17 protein-coding genes are annotated in these 17,394 nt (G+C 55.1%); 13 read left to right on the top strand and 4 right to left on the bottom strand.

Annotated elements, in window-relative coordinates; genetic code table 11:
- Positions 1-49 precede the first annotated feature (49 nt).
- The 4 genes from HFD87_RS16600 to HFD87_RS16585 all read left to right on the top strand — a co-directional run bounded on the left by HFD87_RS16600 (position 50) and on the right by HFD87_RS16585 (position 2,941).
- Positions 50-418, top strand: a complete 369-nt coding sequence (locus HFD87_RS16600; protein ID WP_167423687.1) for a diacylglycerol kinase — start codon at positions 50-52, stop codon at positions 416-418.
- Between the two features lie 105 nt (positions 419-523).
- The gene (gene lexA / locus HFD87_RS16595; protein WP_010252231.1) at positions 524-1,138 is read left to right on the top strand and encodes a transcriptional repressor LexA; all 615 of its coding nucleotides are present in this window, start codon (positions 524-526) and stop codon (positions 1,136-1,138) included.
- 100 nt (positions 1,139-1,238) lie between these two features.
- Positions 1,239-2,561 (top strand): MATE family efflux transporter DinF, encoded by a 1,323-nt coding sequence (gene dinF / locus HFD87_RS16590; RefSeq protein ID WP_010672211.1) that lies wholly within the window; start codon positions 1,239-1,241, stop codon positions 2,559-2,561.
- 167 nt (positions 2,562-2,728) lie between these two features.
- Positions 2,729-2,941, top strand: coding sequence for a CsbD family protein (locus HFD87_RS16585; RefSeq protein ID WP_033770834.1), 213 nt, complete (start codon positions 2,729-2,731; stop codon positions 2,939-2,941).
- A gap of 73 nt (positions 2,942-3,014) precedes the next feature.
- Here the strand turns inward: HFD87_RS16585 and zur are convergent, their stop codons facing one another.
- Positions 3,015-3,536, bottom strand: a complete 522-nt coding sequence (gene zur / locus HFD87_RS16580) for a zinc uptake transcriptional repressor Zur (RefSeq protein WP_167423686.1) — start codon at positions 3,534-3,536, stop codon at positions 3,015-3,017.
- 450 nt (positions 3,537-3,986) lie between these two features.
- Between zur and HFD87_RS16575 the strand changes: the two genes are divergently transcribed.
- The 3 genes from HFD87_RS16575 to pspG all read left to right on the top strand — a co-directional run bounded on the left by HFD87_RS16575 (position 3,987) and on the right by pspG (position 6,781).
- Complete coding sequence (locus HFD87_RS16575; protein WP_158132075.1) at positions 3,987-5,234, top strand: conjugal transfer protein TraF; 1,248 nt, start codon at positions 3,987-3,989, stop codon at positions 5,232-5,234.
- A gap of 107 nt (positions 5,235-5,341) precedes the next feature.
- Positions 5,342-6,334, top strand: a complete 993-nt coding sequence (gene dusA, locus HFD87_RS16570) for a tRNA dihydrouridine(20/20a) synthase DusA (protein ID WP_010252200.1) — start codon at positions 5,342-5,344, stop codon at positions 6,332-6,334.
- Positions 6,335-6,514: 180 nt separating this feature from the next.
- Positions 6,515-6,781, top strand: coding sequence for an envelope stress response protein PspG (gene pspG, locus HFD87_RS16565; protein ID WP_010252199.1), 267 nt, complete (start codon positions 6,515-6,517; stop codon positions 6,779-6,781).
- A gap of 210 nt (positions 6,782-6,991) precedes the next feature.
- Here pspG and HFD87_RS16560 read toward each other — a convergent pair whose 3' ends face one another.
- Entirely contained in the window at positions 6,992-7,975 is a 984-nt protein-coding gene (locus tag HFD87_RS16560) for a quinone oxidoreductase (protein WP_010252198.1), read from the bottom strand.
- A 96-nt stretch (positions 7,976-8,071) separates the two neighbouring features.
- Between HFD87_RS16560 and dnaB the strand changes: the two genes are divergently transcribed.
- The 6 genes from dnaB (at position 8,072) to HFD87_RS16530 (ending at position 13,042) form a co-directional block, all read left to right on the top strand.
- Complete coding sequence (gene dnaB / locus HFD87_RS16555) at positions 8,072-9,478, top strand: replicative DNA helicase (protein WP_010252197.1); 1,407 nt, start codon at positions 8,072-8,074, stop codon at positions 9,476-9,478.
- A gap of 129 nt (positions 9,479-9,607) precedes the next feature.
- Positions 9,608-10,087: an Lrp/AsnC family transcriptional regulator gene (locus HFD87_RS16550; protein ID WP_010252196.1), complete on the top strand. Its 480-nt coding sequence runs from the start codon at positions 9,608-9,610 to the stop codon at positions 10,085-10,087.
- Positions 10,088-10,327: 240 nt separating this feature from the next.
- Positions 10,328-10,942 carry a YitT family protein gene (locus tag HFD87_RS16545; protein ID WP_010672216.1) on the top strand — a complete coding sequence of 205 codons (615 nt, stop codon included), beginning with the start codon at positions 10,328-10,330 and terminating at the stop codon, positions 10,940-10,942.
- A gap of 40 nt (positions 10,943-10,982) precedes the next feature.
- Positions 10,983-12,176 carry an amino acid aminotransferase gene (locus HFD87_RS16540; protein WP_158132190.1) on the top strand — a complete coding sequence of 398 codons (1,194 nt, stop codon included), beginning with the start codon at positions 10,983-10,985 and terminating at the stop codon, positions 12,174-12,176.
- Positions 12,177-12,299: 123 nt separating this feature from the next.
- Positions 12,300-12,719 carry a secondary thiamine-phosphate synthase enzyme YjbQ gene (locus tag HFD87_RS16535; RefSeq protein ID WP_031591785.1) on the top strand — a complete coding sequence of 140 codons (420 nt, stop codon included), beginning with the start codon at positions 12,300-12,302 and terminating at the stop codon, positions 12,717-12,719.
- Positions 12,719-13,042 (top strand): MmcQ/YjbR family DNA-binding protein, encoded by a 324-nt coding sequence (locus HFD87_RS16530; RefSeq protein WP_010252186.1) that lies wholly within the window; start codon positions 12,719-12,721, stop codon positions 13,040-13,042. The genes HFD87_RS16535 and HFD87_RS16530 overlap by 1 nt, the downstream gene beginning before the upstream one ends.
- A 52-nt stretch (positions 13,043-13,094) precedes the next feature.
- Here the strand turns inward: HFD87_RS16530 and HFD87_RS16525 are convergent, their stop codons facing one another.
- Positions 13,095-14,159 (bottom strand): NAD(P)-dependent alcohol dehydrogenase, encoded by a 1,065-nt coding sequence (locus HFD87_RS16525; RefSeq protein WP_010252184.1) that lies wholly within the window; start codon positions 14,157-14,159, stop codon positions 13,095-13,097.
- A gap of 233 nt (positions 14,160-14,392) precedes the next feature.
- On the bottom strand, positions 14,393-17,221 hold the full coding sequence (uvrA, locus tag HFD87_RS16520) for an excinuclease ABC subunit UvrA (RefSeq protein WP_010252182.1): 2,829 nt from the start codon (positions 17,219-17,221) through the stop codon (positions 14,393-14,395).
- Between the last annotated feature and the right edge of the window lie 173 nt (positions 17,222-17,394).

Raw genomic sequence — 17,394 nt, 5'->3', positions numbered from 1 at the left:
GCACGCAGCCCAGACATTGACGTCAATCCGATGAAAGGGTTCCCACATCATGGCAAATAATGCCACCGGACTTATCAGAATAGTAAAAGCTGCAGGTTACTCATGGCAGGGACTGCGTGCCGCCTGGCAACATGAAGCGGCGTTTCGGCAGGAAGCGCTGGTTGCGCTGGCCGCTATTGTTATCGCGTGCTGGCTGGATGTCGATGTGGTCTCCCGCATCCTCATGATTGGGGCGGTGGTGTTGGTGGTCATTGTTGAAATCCTCAATAGCGCCATTGAAGCAGTGGTCGACCGCATCGGTCAGGAGCATCATCCGCTGGCGGGCCGGGCAAAAGACATGGGCTCGGCGGCGGTGCTGATCAGCATCTTACTGGCACTCTTCGTCTGGATCGCGCTGCTCTGGACACATTTGCGATAAGCCTTCCATAACGCGTCTGAGGGCGCGTTTTCCCTGACAATCGGTTTCCATTTCACCAATACCTGTATATACTCACAGCGACTGTATAAACAACCAGGGGGCGGGATGAAAGCATTAACCAGCAGGCAGCAGCAGGTCTATGACCTGATTCGCGACCATATTTCTTCAACGGGCATGCCGCCTACGCGTGCCGAGATCGCCGCGCAGCTGGGCTTCCGTTCGCCGAACGCGGCAGAAGAGCATCTGAAAGCGCTGGCGCGCAAAGGCGTCATCGAGATCGTTTCCGGTGCATCGCGCGGCATTCGACTGTTAATGGAAGAAGAAGCCTCAGAAGGGCTACCGCTGATTGGCCGGGTTGCTGCCGGTGAGCCGATCATGGCGCAGGAACATATCGAAACCCACTACAAGGTCGATCCGGGCCTGTTTAAGCCGTCTGCTGACTTCCTGCTGCGCGTCAGCGGAATGTCGATGAAAGATATCGGGATTATGGATGGCGACCTGCTCGCGGTGCATAAAACCCAGGATGTGCGTAACGGCCAGGTTGTGGTTGCCCGCATTGATGATGAAGTCACCGTTAAGCGCTGGAAAAAGCAGGGTGCTATCGTGCATCTGCTGCCGGAAAACAGCGATTTTGACCCGATTGTTGTCGATACCCGTGCGCAGTCACTGACCATAGAAGGTCTGGCTGTTGGCGTGGTGCGCAACGGCGAGTGGCTCTGATTCTTCTGCCAGCGTGCATTCGCCTTCTCTGATGCTATTCTGTCTGCCCTAATTTTGTCGCTGCCTCTTTTGCGCAGCGACACTGAGCACGGAACGGCGAATGCGCTTTATTACGGCAACCGATAAAAATCTCTGGCGGCTTGCGCTGCCGATGATCCTTTCAAATATCACCGTTCCCTTACTGGGAGTGGTCGATACTGCAGTAATTGGTCATCTCGACAGCCCTGTCTATCTTGGCGGGGTTGCGGTCGGGACTACAGTGACCAGCTTCCTCTTTATGCTGCTGCTTTTCCTTCGAATGAGTACCACTGGCCTTACGGCGCAGGCATTTGGCGCTGGCGATAAAATGGCGCTGGCACGCGCGCTGACTCAGCCGCTAATCATTGCGCTGCTGGCGGGCGTACTGTTCATCGCTTTGCGTTATCCGATTATTCAGCTGTCGACCCATCTGGTTGGCGGCAATCCCGATGTACTCGAACAGGCGGCACTGTTTATTCAGATTCGCTGGCTCAGTGCGCCTGCCACGCTGGCAAACCTGGTCATTCTGGGCTGGCTGCTGGGCGTGCAGTATGCACGCGCGCCGGTGATCCTGCTGGTGGTGGGCAACCTGGTTAACATCGTGCTCGATCTCTGGCTGGTGATGGGGCTGCACTGGGGTGTCGCGGGGGCGGCAACCGCCACGGCGCTGGCGGAATACATTACGCTGGTTGTCGGCAGCATCATGGTCTGGCGGGTGTTAAAACTGCGCGGAATTACGCTTAGCCTGCTGAAGCAGAGCTGGCGCGGTGACAGCGGCCGGCTGCTGCGACTGAACCGGGACATCATGCTGCGCTCTCTGATGCTGCAGCTCTGTTTCGCCTCGCTGACCGTACTGGGTGCCCGGCTGGGCCCGGATGTGGTGGCGGTTAACGCAGTATTACTGATGTTCATCACTTTTACGGCTTACGCGCTGGATGGCTTTGCCTATGCGGTTGAAGCTTTTGCGGGTGAGGCGCATGGTGCAAAAGATGGCAGCAAACTCCTGCGCGTCTGGCACTCTGCCTGTCGGCAGGCGGTGGTGGTGGCGCTATTCTTCTCGCTGATCTATGCCATTTTTGGCCCGCAGATCGTTACCCTGCTGACCTCTCTTCAGTCACTCCAGCAGACAGCGGACCGCTATCTGGTCTGGCAGATGATTATGCCGCTGATCGGTGTCTGGTGTTATCTGCTGGATGGCATGTTCATCGGAGCGACGCGCGGGCGCGAGATGCGTAACAGCATGGTAGTTGCCGCAGCCGGCTATTTTCTGACGCTGCTTAGCGTACCGGTGCTGGGTAACCATGGTCTTTGGCTGGCAGTCACGGTTTTCCTGGCGCTGCGCGGCCTGTCGCTGTGGCTCATCTGGCGTAAGCACTGGCGTCAGAACAGCTGGTTTGATGCATGAGTCAGCAGTGGCTGCACGCAAGCCGATACGGATTATTCTGTATTATTCCACGGTTAAGAAATTGGCTACTACAATTAACTCTATGCAGCGCAGTTAACCAGCGCTTTGTATCGTTATTTTGTTAAGTAGCAAGATAATCATTAAAACCCGAGGATTGGAGGTCTGCCATGAATAAAGACGAAGCAAGCGGCAACTGGAAGCAGTTCAAAGGCAAAATGAAAGAGAAATGGGGCAAGCTGACCGACGATGATATGCAGGTTATCGAAGGTAAACGCGATCAGCTGGTCGGCAAAATCCAGGAGCGTTACGGCTCTACCAAAGATGAAGCCGAGCGCGAAGTAAGCGACTGGGAAGGTCAGAACAAAGATCACCGCTGGTAATCAGACAATAGCTTGATAATCAGCTGAATGCGTTCCGGTGGGCCCTCACCGGAACCGCACAAGGATGTGCCGATTACCCGCGTTTCCCCCGCTTTTTACCCTCATCCTGATGGTCATGCTCGCAGCTTTCATGGTGCGTACAGGCTTCAACCGCAGCACAATTTTCACATAAACCATGCGCTTCAATCACGCTGTGGCGTAATGCAAACTGCGCTTCACCTGCCAGGCTAGCAATGATTTTCTCTACGCCCTGCGCCTGTTTCTCTGTAACGGCGGCACAGCGGTCACAGACCAGCATCACCGAGGTATGTGCTGGTGCCTCAAAATGGTGACACATGACGTAGCTGTTGTTGGATTCCACCCGATGAATGAAACCCTGCTCCAGCAGGAAATCGAGCGCCCGGTAAACCGTGGGTGGCTTGGCCTGCGGCTCGCTGACCCGGAGTTGATCCAGCAGATCGTAGGCGCTGATCGAGCCAGACTGCTCGGCCATCAGGCGCAATACTTCAGCACGCTGCGAAGTCAGACGCACACCGCGCTGCAGGCACATCTTTTCGGCCTGAATCAAAATTTGCTGCGACGTCATGTTTGTCATGAAAATTCTCCGCTGGATAAGTGATGTTATTTTATCACACATAGTTTCGCGGCGCTGAGGTTGGTTTTCGTCTGAAAAAACAGCATCATTTGCCTGATAAAGCAGCATAATCAGAATTTAAGCCGTCTTCTATCTCAAATCTGACGACAAATCAGATCCATTCCGAATCAACCTGAAGCGGAATTTGTTGGCATTTTGCTTTGCATCTCACTGAGTTAAGAAGTAATGTTCAGAAAGACTTAAGAAAAGTCTGGCATTATTTGAAATATCCCAATGCAGTTTGAACAATTACAACGTTTTTTTGATTGGAAAACGTCCAATCCTTTGAATTAAGACACTGTTTCCTTTGAATTCACAGCAATAACGCGTTAGCCAGGGTTCACAATAGGGCTAACAAACTATTCAGTCATTGAATGTTTCAATGGCAATTTCTCAGGTGATGGCAGGCAAATGGTGAAAAAATCCGCTCAACGTTCAGCGCTAATCTACACAGCTGTAACGACCGCGCTTTTCCTTTCTTCTTCCGCCATGGCGGCAGGGACCTGGTATGATGCACGTAATGACGCCATGGGCGGCACCGGCGTAGCATCTTCTCTTTATGGCTCCGCAGTGCTGGCGAACCCGGCATTAATGACGCGCGCCAAACCCGACGATAGCGTCAGCATTATTTTTCCCTCAGCGGGCATTCAGGTGACTGACAAAGATAAGCTGATAGATAAAGTGGATGATATTACCGATACCGTTGATCGCTACCGCGACGTTGTTGGCAACCTCACTCTTGCAGATTTTTTCCGTGTTAACTCTGAACTGCGCGCTGCCTCAGGTGATGTTGCTGATAAGCTAAGCGATTTGCGCGGTAACAAAGCAGACGGTTCTGCCGGCGCGGCCGTGGCCGTTACGATCCCTAACGAAACTCTGCCTTTCGCCTTTATCACCAAAGCCTACGGTACAGCGCACGTCCGCGCTAACGTGGTACAGAGTGATATTGACTACCTGCGCAGTATAGAAAACGGGGCGTTTCCTCGTCCTGGCGATCAAAATAACCTGCGCTCCAGCGCGAATGGCTTAGCGGCGCTGGTCACCGATTATGGTGTTGCGGTGGCGCATGAGTTCACCATAGCTGGTCAGCCAGTATCGGTAGGCGTCACACCGAAAGTGCAGAAAACCTGGCTCTATAACTACACCGCCAGCATTTACAACTACGACAAAAGTGACATCAATAACAGCCAGTATCGCAGCACCGACACCGGCTTTAACGTTGATGCCGGTCTGGCGACCACCTTTGCTGAAAACTGGACGCTGGGTGTAACCGGACAGAACCTGGTTTCACGCGATCTGCAGACCAAAGAGGTCAATGGTTTCCGCGACACCTACCAGATTCGCCCGCTGGTCACCACCGGTCTGGCCTGGGATAAAGGTCCGTTTACCGTGACGGGCGATGTGGATCTGACTGAAACCAAACGCTTCAAAACTCAGGATAACAGCCAGTATGCGGCAGTGGGCGCGGAATACCGCGTACTTGACTGGCTGCAGCTGCGTGCAGGTTATCGTGCGGACATGCGTTCTAACGACGAAAATGTCGCTACGGCCGGTTTTGGTCTGTCACCGTTTAACAAAGCCGTCCATCTGGATCTGGCGGGCTCTGTAGGTGCTAACAACACCTGGGGCGCGATGATGCAGCTGGGCTTTAACTTCTAAGCGCGTTAATCAGACTGTTCGGGGGCGGGCGATGCACTATCGCCCGCCCTTGTGTTATCCTTGCACAGAATTCCATCACCCCTTAATTACCGGATTGTCTGCGCTTCATGCCTAATTTCTCTTCGCAACGTTTCTCTATCGCCCCTATGCTCGACTGGACCGATCGTCACTGTCGCTATTTTCATCGCCAGTTGACCGGTGACACGCTGCTCTACACCGAAATGGTGACTACGGGCGCAATCATTCATGGCAAAGGGGATTACCTGGCTTACAGTGAGGCTGAGCATCCGGTCGCGTTGCAGCTTGGCGGTAGCGATCCGGCGGCACTGGCGCAGTGCGCGAAGCTGGCAGAGCAGCGCGGTTACGATGAAGTCAATCTTAATGTCGGCTGTCCCTCTGATCGGGTGCAGAATGGCCGTTTCGGCGCCTGCCTGATGGCCGAGGCGAATCTGGTCGCAGATGCCGTTAAAGCGATGCGCGACGTAGTTTCAATTCCGGTCACGGTGAAAACCCGCATTGGTATCGATGAGCTGGACAGCTATGAATTCCTGACCGATTTTATCGGCACGGTGGCGGGACGCGGTGAGTGTGAGACATTTATCATTCATGCGCGTAAAGCCTGGCTCTCCGGCCTCAGCCCGAAAGAGAACCGCGAGATTCCACCGCTGGATTATCCCCGCGTCTATCAGCTGAAACGCGATTTTCCGCAACTGACCATTGCCCTCAATGGCGGCGTGAAAACCCTGGAAGAGGCACTGACCCATCTGCAACACCTTGACGGCGTGATGATGGGACGTGAAGCCTACCAAAACCCCGGCATTCTGGCGCAGGTCGATCAGACATTGTTTGGTCGTCAGCATCCGGCGGCGAACCCGGTTGAAGTGGTGCGCGCCATGTATCCCTATATTGAAGCGGAACTGGCAAAGGGGACGTATCTGGGACATGTCACGCGCCATATGCTGGGTCTGTTCCAGGGGATCCCGGGCGCCCGCCAGTGGCGACGCCACCTGAGTGAAAATGCCCACAAACCCGGTGCCGATGTCCGTGTGCTGGAGGCGGCGCTGGCGCTGGTCGCCGATAAAATCCCGCAGGAAGCCTGACGCCTCACCTGAACCCGAAAAAACCAGCTCTGAATGCTGGTTTTTTTTACGCCATTATGTGGTTTTTCTCACCAGGTTGCGCTCTTATGTTTATCTCTTATCAGCAGAAAATCAATGAGTTAACTGTTGGCACGTTTTTTGTAATAGCTATAACAATCAATCTCAAAAAGGAGCGCTGACGTGGAAATTTTATTCGTATTGGGGTTTTTCCTGATGCTGTTGCTGACCGGCGTTTCGCTGTTAGGCGTGCTGGCGGCACTGGTGGTCGCAACCATCGTGATGTTTGTCGGTGGACTGTTTGCAATTGTTATTAAAGTGTTGCCGTGGCTGGTGCTGGCGGTGATTGCGGTCTGGCTGCATCGTGCCTTTTTTGGCGACAGCGATGAGCGAGCACGTCGCAAGCTGCGGCGTAAGATCAACAGGTTAGACCGCAAAGGCTGGCGCTAAATGCGGTGAAGATCACAGTGTGAGAGATTGGTCAGGGCTGATCTGCAATTAAACATATTTTTTACTTATGTTTTCTGGCAGGATGCCTGTCGTCAAATCGATGTGCCATCGACTCGACACGAATTCATCGCCGCTGTCCCTACACCAGCGCGAACAAAAAATAAAAAAAGATAAGGGCTTCCCGCGGGAGGCCCTTTTTGTTGCTCACTATTATGGAATTAAGAGACAGGATCCCTGCGTGGCGCGGCTCTCCAGCATCTGGTGCGCTTTGCTGGCCTCTTTCAGCGCAAACTTCTGCTGCTCCGGTACATCAACTTTAATTGCGCCGCTCGCCAGCAGCGAGAAAAGCTCGGCACTGGCGGTTTCCAGCTCCTGACGGTTGGTGATATAGCCAAACAGTGAAGGGCGGGTCACAAACAGCGAGCCTTTCTTATTCAGAATGCCGAGATCTATCCCGGTCACCGGACCCGAAGCATTGCCAAAACTGACCATCAGCCCATGACGGCGCAATGAGTCCAGCGATGCTTCCCAGGTATCTTTGCCCACGGAGTCATAAACTACGCCCACTTTTTTCCCATCGGTCAGTTCGCTGACGCGTTGCGCAATATTCTCTTCGCGGTAGTTAATCGTCGCCCAGGCGCCGGCCTTTTTCGCCATCGCTGCCTTTTCTGCTGACCCGACTGTGCCAATCAAATGGGCACCCAGCGCTTTTGCCCACTGACAGGCAATTAACCCGACGCCGCCCGCTGCGGCATGAAACAGAAAGGTCTCACCGGCGCTGATTTTATAGGTCTGGCGCAGCAGATATTGTGTGGTCAGCCCTTTCAGGTAGCTGGCTGCGCCCTGCTCAAAGCTGATCGCCTCCGGGAGATGCATCAGGCGATCTTCCGCCACGTTGTGCACTTCGCTATAGGCCCCCATCGACGCCAGACAGTAGACCACGCGATCGCCGGGCTTAAATAATGTCACGCCACGTCCAACCCGCGACACCACGCCTGCGGCTTCTGTACCCAGGCCAGAGGGAAAAGCGGCGACCGGATAAAGCCCGCTGCGAACATAGGTATCGATGTAATTAATCCCGATAGCGCGATGTTCTACCTGCACTTCATGTTCGGCCGGGTCAGCAGGTTCAAAATCTGTCCACTCTAAAACGTCCGGGCCGCCATGTGCGCTGAACTGAATACGCTTTGCCATTCTGACTCCTGTGATTGTTTCATCATGAGGGTGAGGCACGCACCCCAACTAAGGTATACTTGCGCGTCCCCACAGAAGATCGGTAATGCATTCACTATGGCAGGAAATAAACCCACCAACAAATCGAACGAAACGCAGGATCGCCAGCTCGCAGGCGTGAAAATGCCCCCGCATTCGCTGGAAGCGGAGCAGTCGGTGCTCGGTGGGTTAATGCTGGATAACGAGCGCTGGGACAATGTCTCTGAGCGCGTCGTCGCGAATGATTTTTTCAACCGCTCGCATCGGCTGATTTTTTCAGAGATGCAGCGGCTGCTGGAAAACAGCAAACCTATTGACCTGATTACGCTCTCCGAATCGCTGGAAACCCGTGGCGAGCTGGAGATGGCGGGCGGCTTCGCCTATCTGGCGGAACTGGCGAAAAACACCCCGAGCGCGGCGAACATCGGCGCCTATGCTGACATCGTGCGCGAACGTGCGGTGGTGCGTGAGATGATCGCCGTCGCTAACCAGATTGCCGATGCCGGTTATGATCCGCAGGGGCGTAACAGCGAAGAGCTGCTCGACTTCGCGGAGTCGAACGTCTTTAAAATTGCGGAAGCGCGCGCGGATAAGGATGCTGGCCCGAAAAACATCGAGCAGATTCTGGAATCGACCGTTTCGCGTATCGAATCGCTCTATCAGACACCGCACGATGGCGTCACCGGCGTCGATACCGGCTATCAGGATCTGAATAAAAAGACCGCGGGCCTGCAGGGTTCTGATCTGATTATTGTCGCAGCACGTCCTTCGATGGGTAAAACCACCTTTGCGATGAACCTGTGCGAAAACGCCGCCATGCTGCAGGAAAAACCAGTGCTGATCTTCAGTCTGGAGATGCCCAGCGAGCAGATCATGATGCGTATGCTGGCGTCACTCTCCCGCGTCGATCAGACCCGCATTCGTACCGGGCAGCTGGATGATGAGGACTGGGCGCGTATTTCCGGCACCATGGGCATCCTGCTGGAGAAGAAGAACATGTACATTGATGACTCTTCCGGCCTGACGCCCACCGAAGTGCGTTCGCGCGCCCGGCGTATCTACCGTGAAAACGGTGGATTAAGCATGATCATGATCGACTATCTGCAGCTGATGCGCGTGCCGTCGCTGTCGGACAACCGTACGCTGGAAATTGCTGAGATCTCCCGCTCGCTGAAAGCGCTGGCCAAAGAGCTGAACGTGCCGGTTGTAGCGCTGTCGCAGCTTAACCGCTCGCTGGAGCAGCGAGCCGATAAACGTCCGGTCAACTCGGATCTGCGTGAATCGGGCTCGATCGAGCAGGATGCGGATTTGATCATGTTTATCTATCGCGATGAGGTTTACCACGAAAACAGCGATCTTAAAGGGATCGCGGAGATCATTCTGGGTAAACAGCGTAACGGCCCGATCGGTACGGTACGCCTGACCTTTAACGGTCAGTGGTCACGCTTCGACAACTACGCTGGCCCGCAATACGACGACGAATGATCCCCGGTTTGTGCTGTCATGCACGATCTGTGCATGACAGCCCCCATCATCACAAAATAGTGTTGGACAACCTCTCGGGTTATCGGGTTATCTGTAACAAAGCGACGCCCATCACGCTGTGGAAACGGAATGACTCACGTAGACGATTACGACCTTAAAATCCTGACTTTATTACAATCCAACGGCCGTCTGACCAATCAGGAACTCAGCGATCTGGTCGGCCTTTCTGCCTCACAATGTTCCCGCCGACGTATCAATCTGGAACAGGCTAATCTGATCCTGGGTTATCATGCCCGGCTGTCGCCCGATGCGATCGGGCTTGGCATGGTGGGATTGATTGAGGTGCGTTTAATTAACCACACCGCAGAATATGTTGAGAGCTTTCACCGGATGGTGGAGCAGGAACAGGCGATCGTGGATGCCTATAAAACTACCGGCGATGCGGACTATCTGCTTAAAGTGGCGGTGGCCGATCTCAATTCCCTTAGTGCGTTAATCAGCCAGTTAGTCGCGGGCCACCAGAGCGTTTCCCATGTGAAAACGTCGGTAGTGCTGGGACGCATGAAAGAGAACGGGCTGATGATGCTGCCTGAGCAGAAGACGCGCTAAAAAGGTGCGCGCTGTGCGCTTTTGGTGCACACTTGCGGCAATTAATGCGAAGAGCGCGCATAGAGTCAGAATTTAACGCATAGGTTGACGGTATCAGCCGGCATTTATGCACAAAGTTCTTTTTTAAAGCGCCTTAGATATCAATGGGATATCGCTGGCACCCGGTTTACAGCAGTTCAGTGCTGTGGCGATGGTGCGTTTTTTGCATCGAAACCGCATCATTTGCACTGAGAAAACCCCATGGATAACATCGCAGAACCCTCCCGCGTCCCACATTCGCGCATTGAAGATGCGCTGGCGATGGTGCTTGGCACCCTGATGGTCTCGTTCGGCGTCATCATGCTCAAACAGGCAGGGGCGCTGACCGGCAGCACCGCAGGCATCGCCTTTCTGATCAGCTACCTGTCGCCGCTTTCGTTCGGCAGCGCGTTTTTCCTGATCAACATCCCTTTTTACTGGCTTGCGGTAAAACGCATGGGCTGGGAATTTACGCTGAAAACCTTCTGCGCCGTCGGTCTGGTGTCGCTGTTTACCCAGCTGCACCCGCTGTTCGTCCACTTTTCTGACCTTAACCCCTTCTATGCGACACTGTTCGGTAACGTCATCATGGGAATCGGGTTTATAGTGTTATTTCGTCATAAGGCGAGCCTGGGCGGCATCAATATTCTGGCGCTGTGGCTACAGGATCGCTTTGGGATCCGCGCGGGGAAGCTGCAAATGGTGGTCGATACCTGCGTCGTGCTGGCGTCACTCTTTGTGGTGAGTGGCCCCATCCTGCTCGCGTCGATTGCGGGTGCGGTGATCCTGAATCTGATTATTGCAATGAACCACCGTCCGGGACGCTATCGGGTTTAATCCGCATCTTCCCTCTGGACCAATCATGGAGACCTACACCGTGTTTCAAAACGTTGATGCCTATGCTGGCGATCCGATTCTGTCGTTGATGGAAGCCTTCAAACAAGACCCACGCGAACACAAAGTTAACCTGAGTATCGGCCTCTATTACGACGAAAAGGGCATCATCCCGCAGCTGAAGGCTGTAGCCGCTGCCGAAGAGCAGATCTATGCTGAGCCGCATCAGGCATCGCTCTATCTGCCAATGGAAGGACTGAACAGCTACCGTAGTGCGATTGCACCGCTGCTGTTTGGTGCCGATCATCCGGTGTTAAACGCGGGCCGTATCGCCTCTATTCAGACGCTGGGCGGTTCTGGCGCGCTGAAAGTGGGCGCGGATTTCCTTAAGCGCTATTTCCCGCAGTCTGCGGTCTGGGTCAGCGATCCGACCTGGGAAAACCACGTCGCGATTTTTAATGGTGCAGGTTTTGAGGTAAATACCTATCCCTGGTATGACGCAGAGACCCACGGCGTGCGGTTTGATGCCTTTATCAGCACCCTGAAAACCCTGCCAGCGCAGAGCGTCGTGCTGCTGCATCCCTGCTGTCATAACCCGACCGGTGCTGACCTGAGCGATGCGCAGTGGGATCAGACCGTTGAGGTGCTGAAAGCACAGCAGCTGATTCCTTTCCTGGATATCGCCTATCAGGGCTTTGGTGCCGGCATGCAGCAGGATGCCTATGCGCTGCGTGCAGTCGCGGCGGCGGGCCTGCCAGCCCTGGTGAGCAACTCCTTTTCCAAAATTTTCTCGCTCTATGGCGAGCGCGTGGGCGGTCTCTCTATCGTCTGTGACAGCGCCGAAGAGTCAGCGCGTGTGCTGGGCCAGTTAAAAGCCACGGTTCGCCGCAACTACTCCAGCCCGCCGAATTTCGGTGCGCAGGTTGTCGCGCGCGTACTCAACGATGACGAGTTGAAAGCCAGCTGGCTGGCTGAAGTGGAAGCGATGCGCTTACGCATTCTGGACATGCGTCAGTCGCTGGTGGACGTGCTGAGCACTGCACTGCCAGGTAAAAACTTCGACTACCTGCTGAAGCAGCGTGGCATGTTCAGCTACACCGGCCTGAGTGCGCAGCAGGTCGATCGTCTGCGCAACGAATTTGGCATCTATCTGGTGGGCAGCGGCCGCATGTGTGTGGCCGGTCTGAACAGCAAAAATGTGCATCAGGTGGCTGAAGCGTTTGCCGCCGTGATGTAACTCTGCCGCCAGGCTGTAAAAAAAACCGTCAGGGTGCTCTCTGGCGGTTTTTTTATGGGTCAGGGTTTACCTTTTGGCGACATGCTGCACACTTAAACGGGGTAACCGTTTCAGGAATAAGCTATGTGGCATCAACAAACTATTACGCTGAGCGCGAAGCCGCGCGGGTTTCATCTGGTCACCGATGAGATCGTGAACTCGCTCTCCGGACTGCGTGATATCAAAACTGGTCTGCTGCATCTGCTGTTGCAGCACACCTCGGCGTCGTTAACCTTAAATGAGAATTGCGACCCGACAGTGCGCAGCGACATGGAGCAGCATTTCATGCGGCACGTGCCGGAGAATGCGCCTTATCAGCACGATTACGAAGGGCGTGATGATATGCCGGCGCACATCAAATCGTCGACCTTAGGGGTTTCGTTGTTATTACCGGTTCAGCGGGGACGTCTGGTGCTGGGCACCTGGCAGGGTATCTGGCTGGGCGAGCATCGCATTGAGGGCGGTGCCAGGCGGATTGTCGCCACTTTACAAGGGGAATCGTAATGAATAACTCAGACTTACTGACCTATTGCATGAGTAAGCCGGGCGCGGAGCAGAGCGTCCACAGTGACTGGAAAGCCACGCAGATTAAAAGCAACGGCGTGCTGTTTGCGATGGTACATGAGGCGAAAGGGCGGCCAGCGGTCTCGCTGAAATCGACGCCTGCGCTGGCTGAATTACTGCGCGAAGAGCATAGCGATATTATTCCCAGCGAGCATCTGAACAAGTCACACTGGAGCACGCTGTTCCTGGACGGTTCGCTGAAAGATTCGCAGATCTACTATCTGGTCGATGCCTCATTCCAGCAGGTTGCAACGGCCCGCTAAACGGCAATAAAAAACCCTCTTACCTGAGCAAGAGGGTTTCAGAGGCAGCGGGTTACGCGGCAGGCTGCTCGCGCAGGGTATTGATGTCGATAACGAAGCGGTATTTCACATCGCTTTTCAGCATGCGCTCATAGGCTTCATTGATCTGGTCCATCGCGATCAGTTCAATGTCTGACGTAATGCCGTGCTCACCACAGAAATCGAGCATCTCCTGGGTCTCTGCGATACCGCCAATCAGTGAACCGGCGATGCTGCGACGCTTGAAGATCAGGTTAAATACCTGCGGTGCCGGGTGATCGTGCTCCGGTGCACCCACCAGCGTCATGTTGCCATCCAGCTTCAGCAGGGTGATGAAGGGGTTGAGATCGTGCTGAGCCGCCACGGTATTCAGAATGAAGTCGAAGCTGTTGGCGTGCTGCGCCATCTGCTCCGCATCTTTGGAGATCACGACTTCATCGGCACCCAGACGTTTGCCATCTTCAATTTTGGAAGGCGAAGTGGTGAACAGCACCACATGTGCGCCCATGGCATGGGCGATTTTCACGCCCATATGGCCCAGGCCGCCTAAGCCTACGATACCCACTTTCTTGCCCGGGCCGACATTCCAGTGGCGCAGCGGCGAGTAAGTGGTAATACCGGCACACAGCAGCGGTGCCACGCCCGCCAGCTCCAGGTTCTCGGGAATGCGCAGCACAAAGCTCTCATCAACCACCATCGACGTTGAGTAACCACCGTAGGTAATGGCGCCGGTTTCACGATCTTCACCGTTATAGGTGCCAACAAAGCCGTTTTCACAATACTGCTCCAGACCCTGCTGACAGCTCGGACAGCTGCGGCACGAATCGACCATGCAGCCTACGCCGACCAGATCGCCGACTTTGTATTTCTGCGTCTGCGGGCCAACGGCCGTGACGCGACCGACAATTTCATGGCCCGGAACCACGGGAAAAATGGTGTTTTTCCACTCATTACGGGCCTGATGCAGGTCTGAGTGGCAAACGCCACAGAACAGCACCTCAAGCTGAACGTCATGGGCGCGCAGCTCACGCGGCTTAAAATCGAACGGTGCCAGTTTGGATTTTGCATCCTGAGCAGCATACGCATGCGTAATATTCATGGTGTCTCCAGTTTCGATGTGTCGTGAGTGTTATTCGATGAAGTGCAGCAGCGTTGATGTGCTGCGAAAACAGGGCGACGCCAGGGGCGTGCCAAAGAGGAACCGCTTAAGGATAGTCAGCGTGGGGAAAAGCGTATATGCCTATACATGTCTGAATCTTGCCTGATTCTGCAATTTTCTGGCTGAATCGACAGGGGAGAGTAAAAGGCCCGCACGCGGCGGGCCTGACAGAATTACTTCTGTAACAGTGGCTTCAGGAAGCGCGCGGTATGTGATTTCTCACACTCCGCCACGGTTTCTGGCGTACCAGCCACCAGGATTTCACCGCCGCCGCTGCCGCCTTCCGGACCCAGGTCGACAATCCAGTCTGCAGTTTTAACCACATCCAGGTTGTGCTCAATCACCACGATGGTGTTGCCCTGATCGCGCAGCTTATGCAGCACTTCCAGCAGCTGCTGGATATCGGCAAAGTGCAGGCCGGTGGTCGGCTCATCCAGAATGTAGAGCGTCTGACCGGTGCCACGCTTCGACAGCTCACGCGCCAGCTTCACGCGCTGGGCTTCACCGCCGGAAAGAGTGGTCGCGGACTGACCGAGGCGGATGTAGGTGAGACCCACATCGATCAGCGTCTGCAACTTACGCGCCAGCGCCGGCACCGCATCGAAGAACTCACGTGCCTCTTCGATGGTCATCTCCAGCACTTCGTGAATGCTCTTGCCTTTGTACTTCACTTCCAGCGTTTCACGGTTATAGCGTTTGCCTTTGCACTGATCGCACGGCACATAAATGTCCGGCAGGAAGTGCATTTCGACTTTCAGCACGCCATCGCCCTGACAGGCTTCACAGCGTCCGCCACGCACGTTAAAGCTGAAGCGGCCCGGATTGTAGCCGCGCGAACGCGCTTCCGGCACGCCCGCAAAGAGTTCACGCACTGGGGTGAAGATGCCGGTGTAGGTGGCCGGGTTGGAGCGCGGTGTACGACCAATCGGGCTCTGGTCGATGTCGATTACTTTGTCGAAGTGCTCCAGTCCCGCCACGTCACGGTAAGGTGCCGGTTCGGCGATGGTCGCGCCGTTCAGCGCCCGCTGGGCAATCGGGAAGAGCGTATCGTTGATCAGGGTCGATTTACCCGAGCCGGAAACACCGGTAATACAGGTGAACAGCCCGACCGGCAGCGTCAGCGTGACATCCTTGAGGTTGTTGCCGCGTGCGCCGGTAATCTTCAGTACTTTGGCCGGGTCGCCTTTGACGCGCTCCTCTGGCACTGCAATGCCACGCTTGCCGCTCAGGAACTGGCCGGTCAGTGACGCTTCCTGCGCCATGATCTGATCAACCGTGCCTTCAGCCACCACCTGGCCGCCATGTACGCCCGCACCCGGACCGATATCGATCACATGGTCAGCGGCACGAATCGCATCTTCATCATGCTCAACAACGATCACCGTGTTACCGAGGTCGCGCAGATGAATCAGGGTGCCGAGCAGGCGTTCGTTGTCGCGCTGGTGCAGGCCGATTGAAGGCTCATCCAGCACATACATCACGCCGACCAGACCGGCACCGATCTGGCTGGCCAGACGGATACGCTGTGCTTCACCACCGGACAGGGTCTCGGCGGAACGCGACATCGAAAGATAGTTCAGGCCGACGTTGACCAGGAAGCTCAGGCGATCGCCAATCTCTTTCAAAATTTTCTCGGCGATCTGCGCACGCTGGCCGCTGAGTTTCATATTTTCAAAGAAGGACATCGCATGGCCGATGCTCATCTCAGAGATGGTCGGCAGCGTGGTGTTCTCCACGAAGACATGACGCGCTTCACGACGCAGACGGGTTCCTTCACAGCTGGCACAGGCGCGGTTGCTGATAAATTTCGCCAGCTCTTCGCGTACCGCTGAGGACTCGGTCTCTTTGTAGCGGCGCTCCATGTTATTGAGCACCCCTTCAAATGGATGACGGCGCACCGAGGTGTCGCCGCGATCGTTGATGTACTTAAATTCGATGCTCTCTTTGCCTGATCCGTACAGAATCACTTTCTGTACGTTTTCTGGCAGGCTGCCGAACGACGCTTCGATATCAAAATCGAGGTGTTCCGCCAGCGAACGCAGCATCTGGAAGTAGTAGAAATTGCGGCGATCCCAGCCGCGGATTGCACCGCCCGCCAGCGAGAGTTCAGGATTCTGCACCACGCGGTCAGGATCAAAATATTGCTGTACGCCAAGGCCGTCACAGGTCGGACAGGCGCCCGCCGGATTGTTAAACGAGAACAGGCGCGGCTCCAGCTCGCTCATGCTGTAACCACAGATCGGGCAGGCGAAGTTAGCCGAGAAGAGCAGCTCTTCTGCGGCGCTGTCATCCATGTCCGCCACGATGGCTGTCCCGCCGGAGAGCTCCAGCGTGGTCTCAAACGATTCCGCCAGGCGGGTTGCGAGATCTTCACGTACTTTAAAGCGGTCAATCACCACTTCAATGGTGTGCTTCTTCTGCAGCTCGAGTTTTGGCGGATCGGAGAGGTCACACACTTCGCCATCAATACGCGCACGGATATAGCCCTGGGTCGCCAGATTCTCCAGCGTTTTGGTGTGCTCACCCTTACGATCTTTCACCACCGGCGCCAGCAGCATCAGGCGACGGCCTTCCGGCTGGGAGAGCACCTGATCGACCATCTGGCTGACGGTCTGCGCCGCCAGCGGCACATCATGATCCGGGCAGCGCGGTTCGCCAACGCGGGCAAACAGCAGACGCAGGTAATCATGGATCTCGGTGATGGTTCCCACGGTCGAGCGTGGGTTGTGCGAGGTGGATTTCTGTTCAATGGAAATGGCGGGCGACAAACCTTCGATATGATCGACGTCCGGCTTCTCCATTAACGAAAGAAACTGGCGCGCATACGCAGAGAGCGACTCCACATAGCGGCGCTGACCTTCCGCATACAGCGTATCAAACGCCAGTGAGGATTTACCGGAACCTGACAGGCCGGTTACCACAATGAGTTTGTCGCGTGGGATGGTCAGGTTGATGTTTTTCAAATTATGGGTGCGGGCACCACGAACTTCGATCTTATCCATTCACCTTTCCCGGATTAGCAGCACTCACCGCGCCTTGCCGACACGGCCAGAATAAACGTGTCATTATGGCACAAAAAATAGACTGAATAAATATCCAGTACTCTCAGCCTCCGGCGCGCAGCGGATTAAAACTGGAACCCCGCTCGAAAGTGGGAAACAGACCGCAGGACGTG

This window comes from Pantoea sp. EKM21T (assembly GCF_011800405.1).
In the GTDB taxonomy this organism is placed as follows: domain Bacteria; phylum Pseudomonadota; class Gammaproteobacteria; order Enterobacterales; family Enterobacteriaceae; genus Pantoea; species Pantoea agglomerans.
This window is presented reverse-complemented; position numbering and strand designations above follow the sequence as displayed.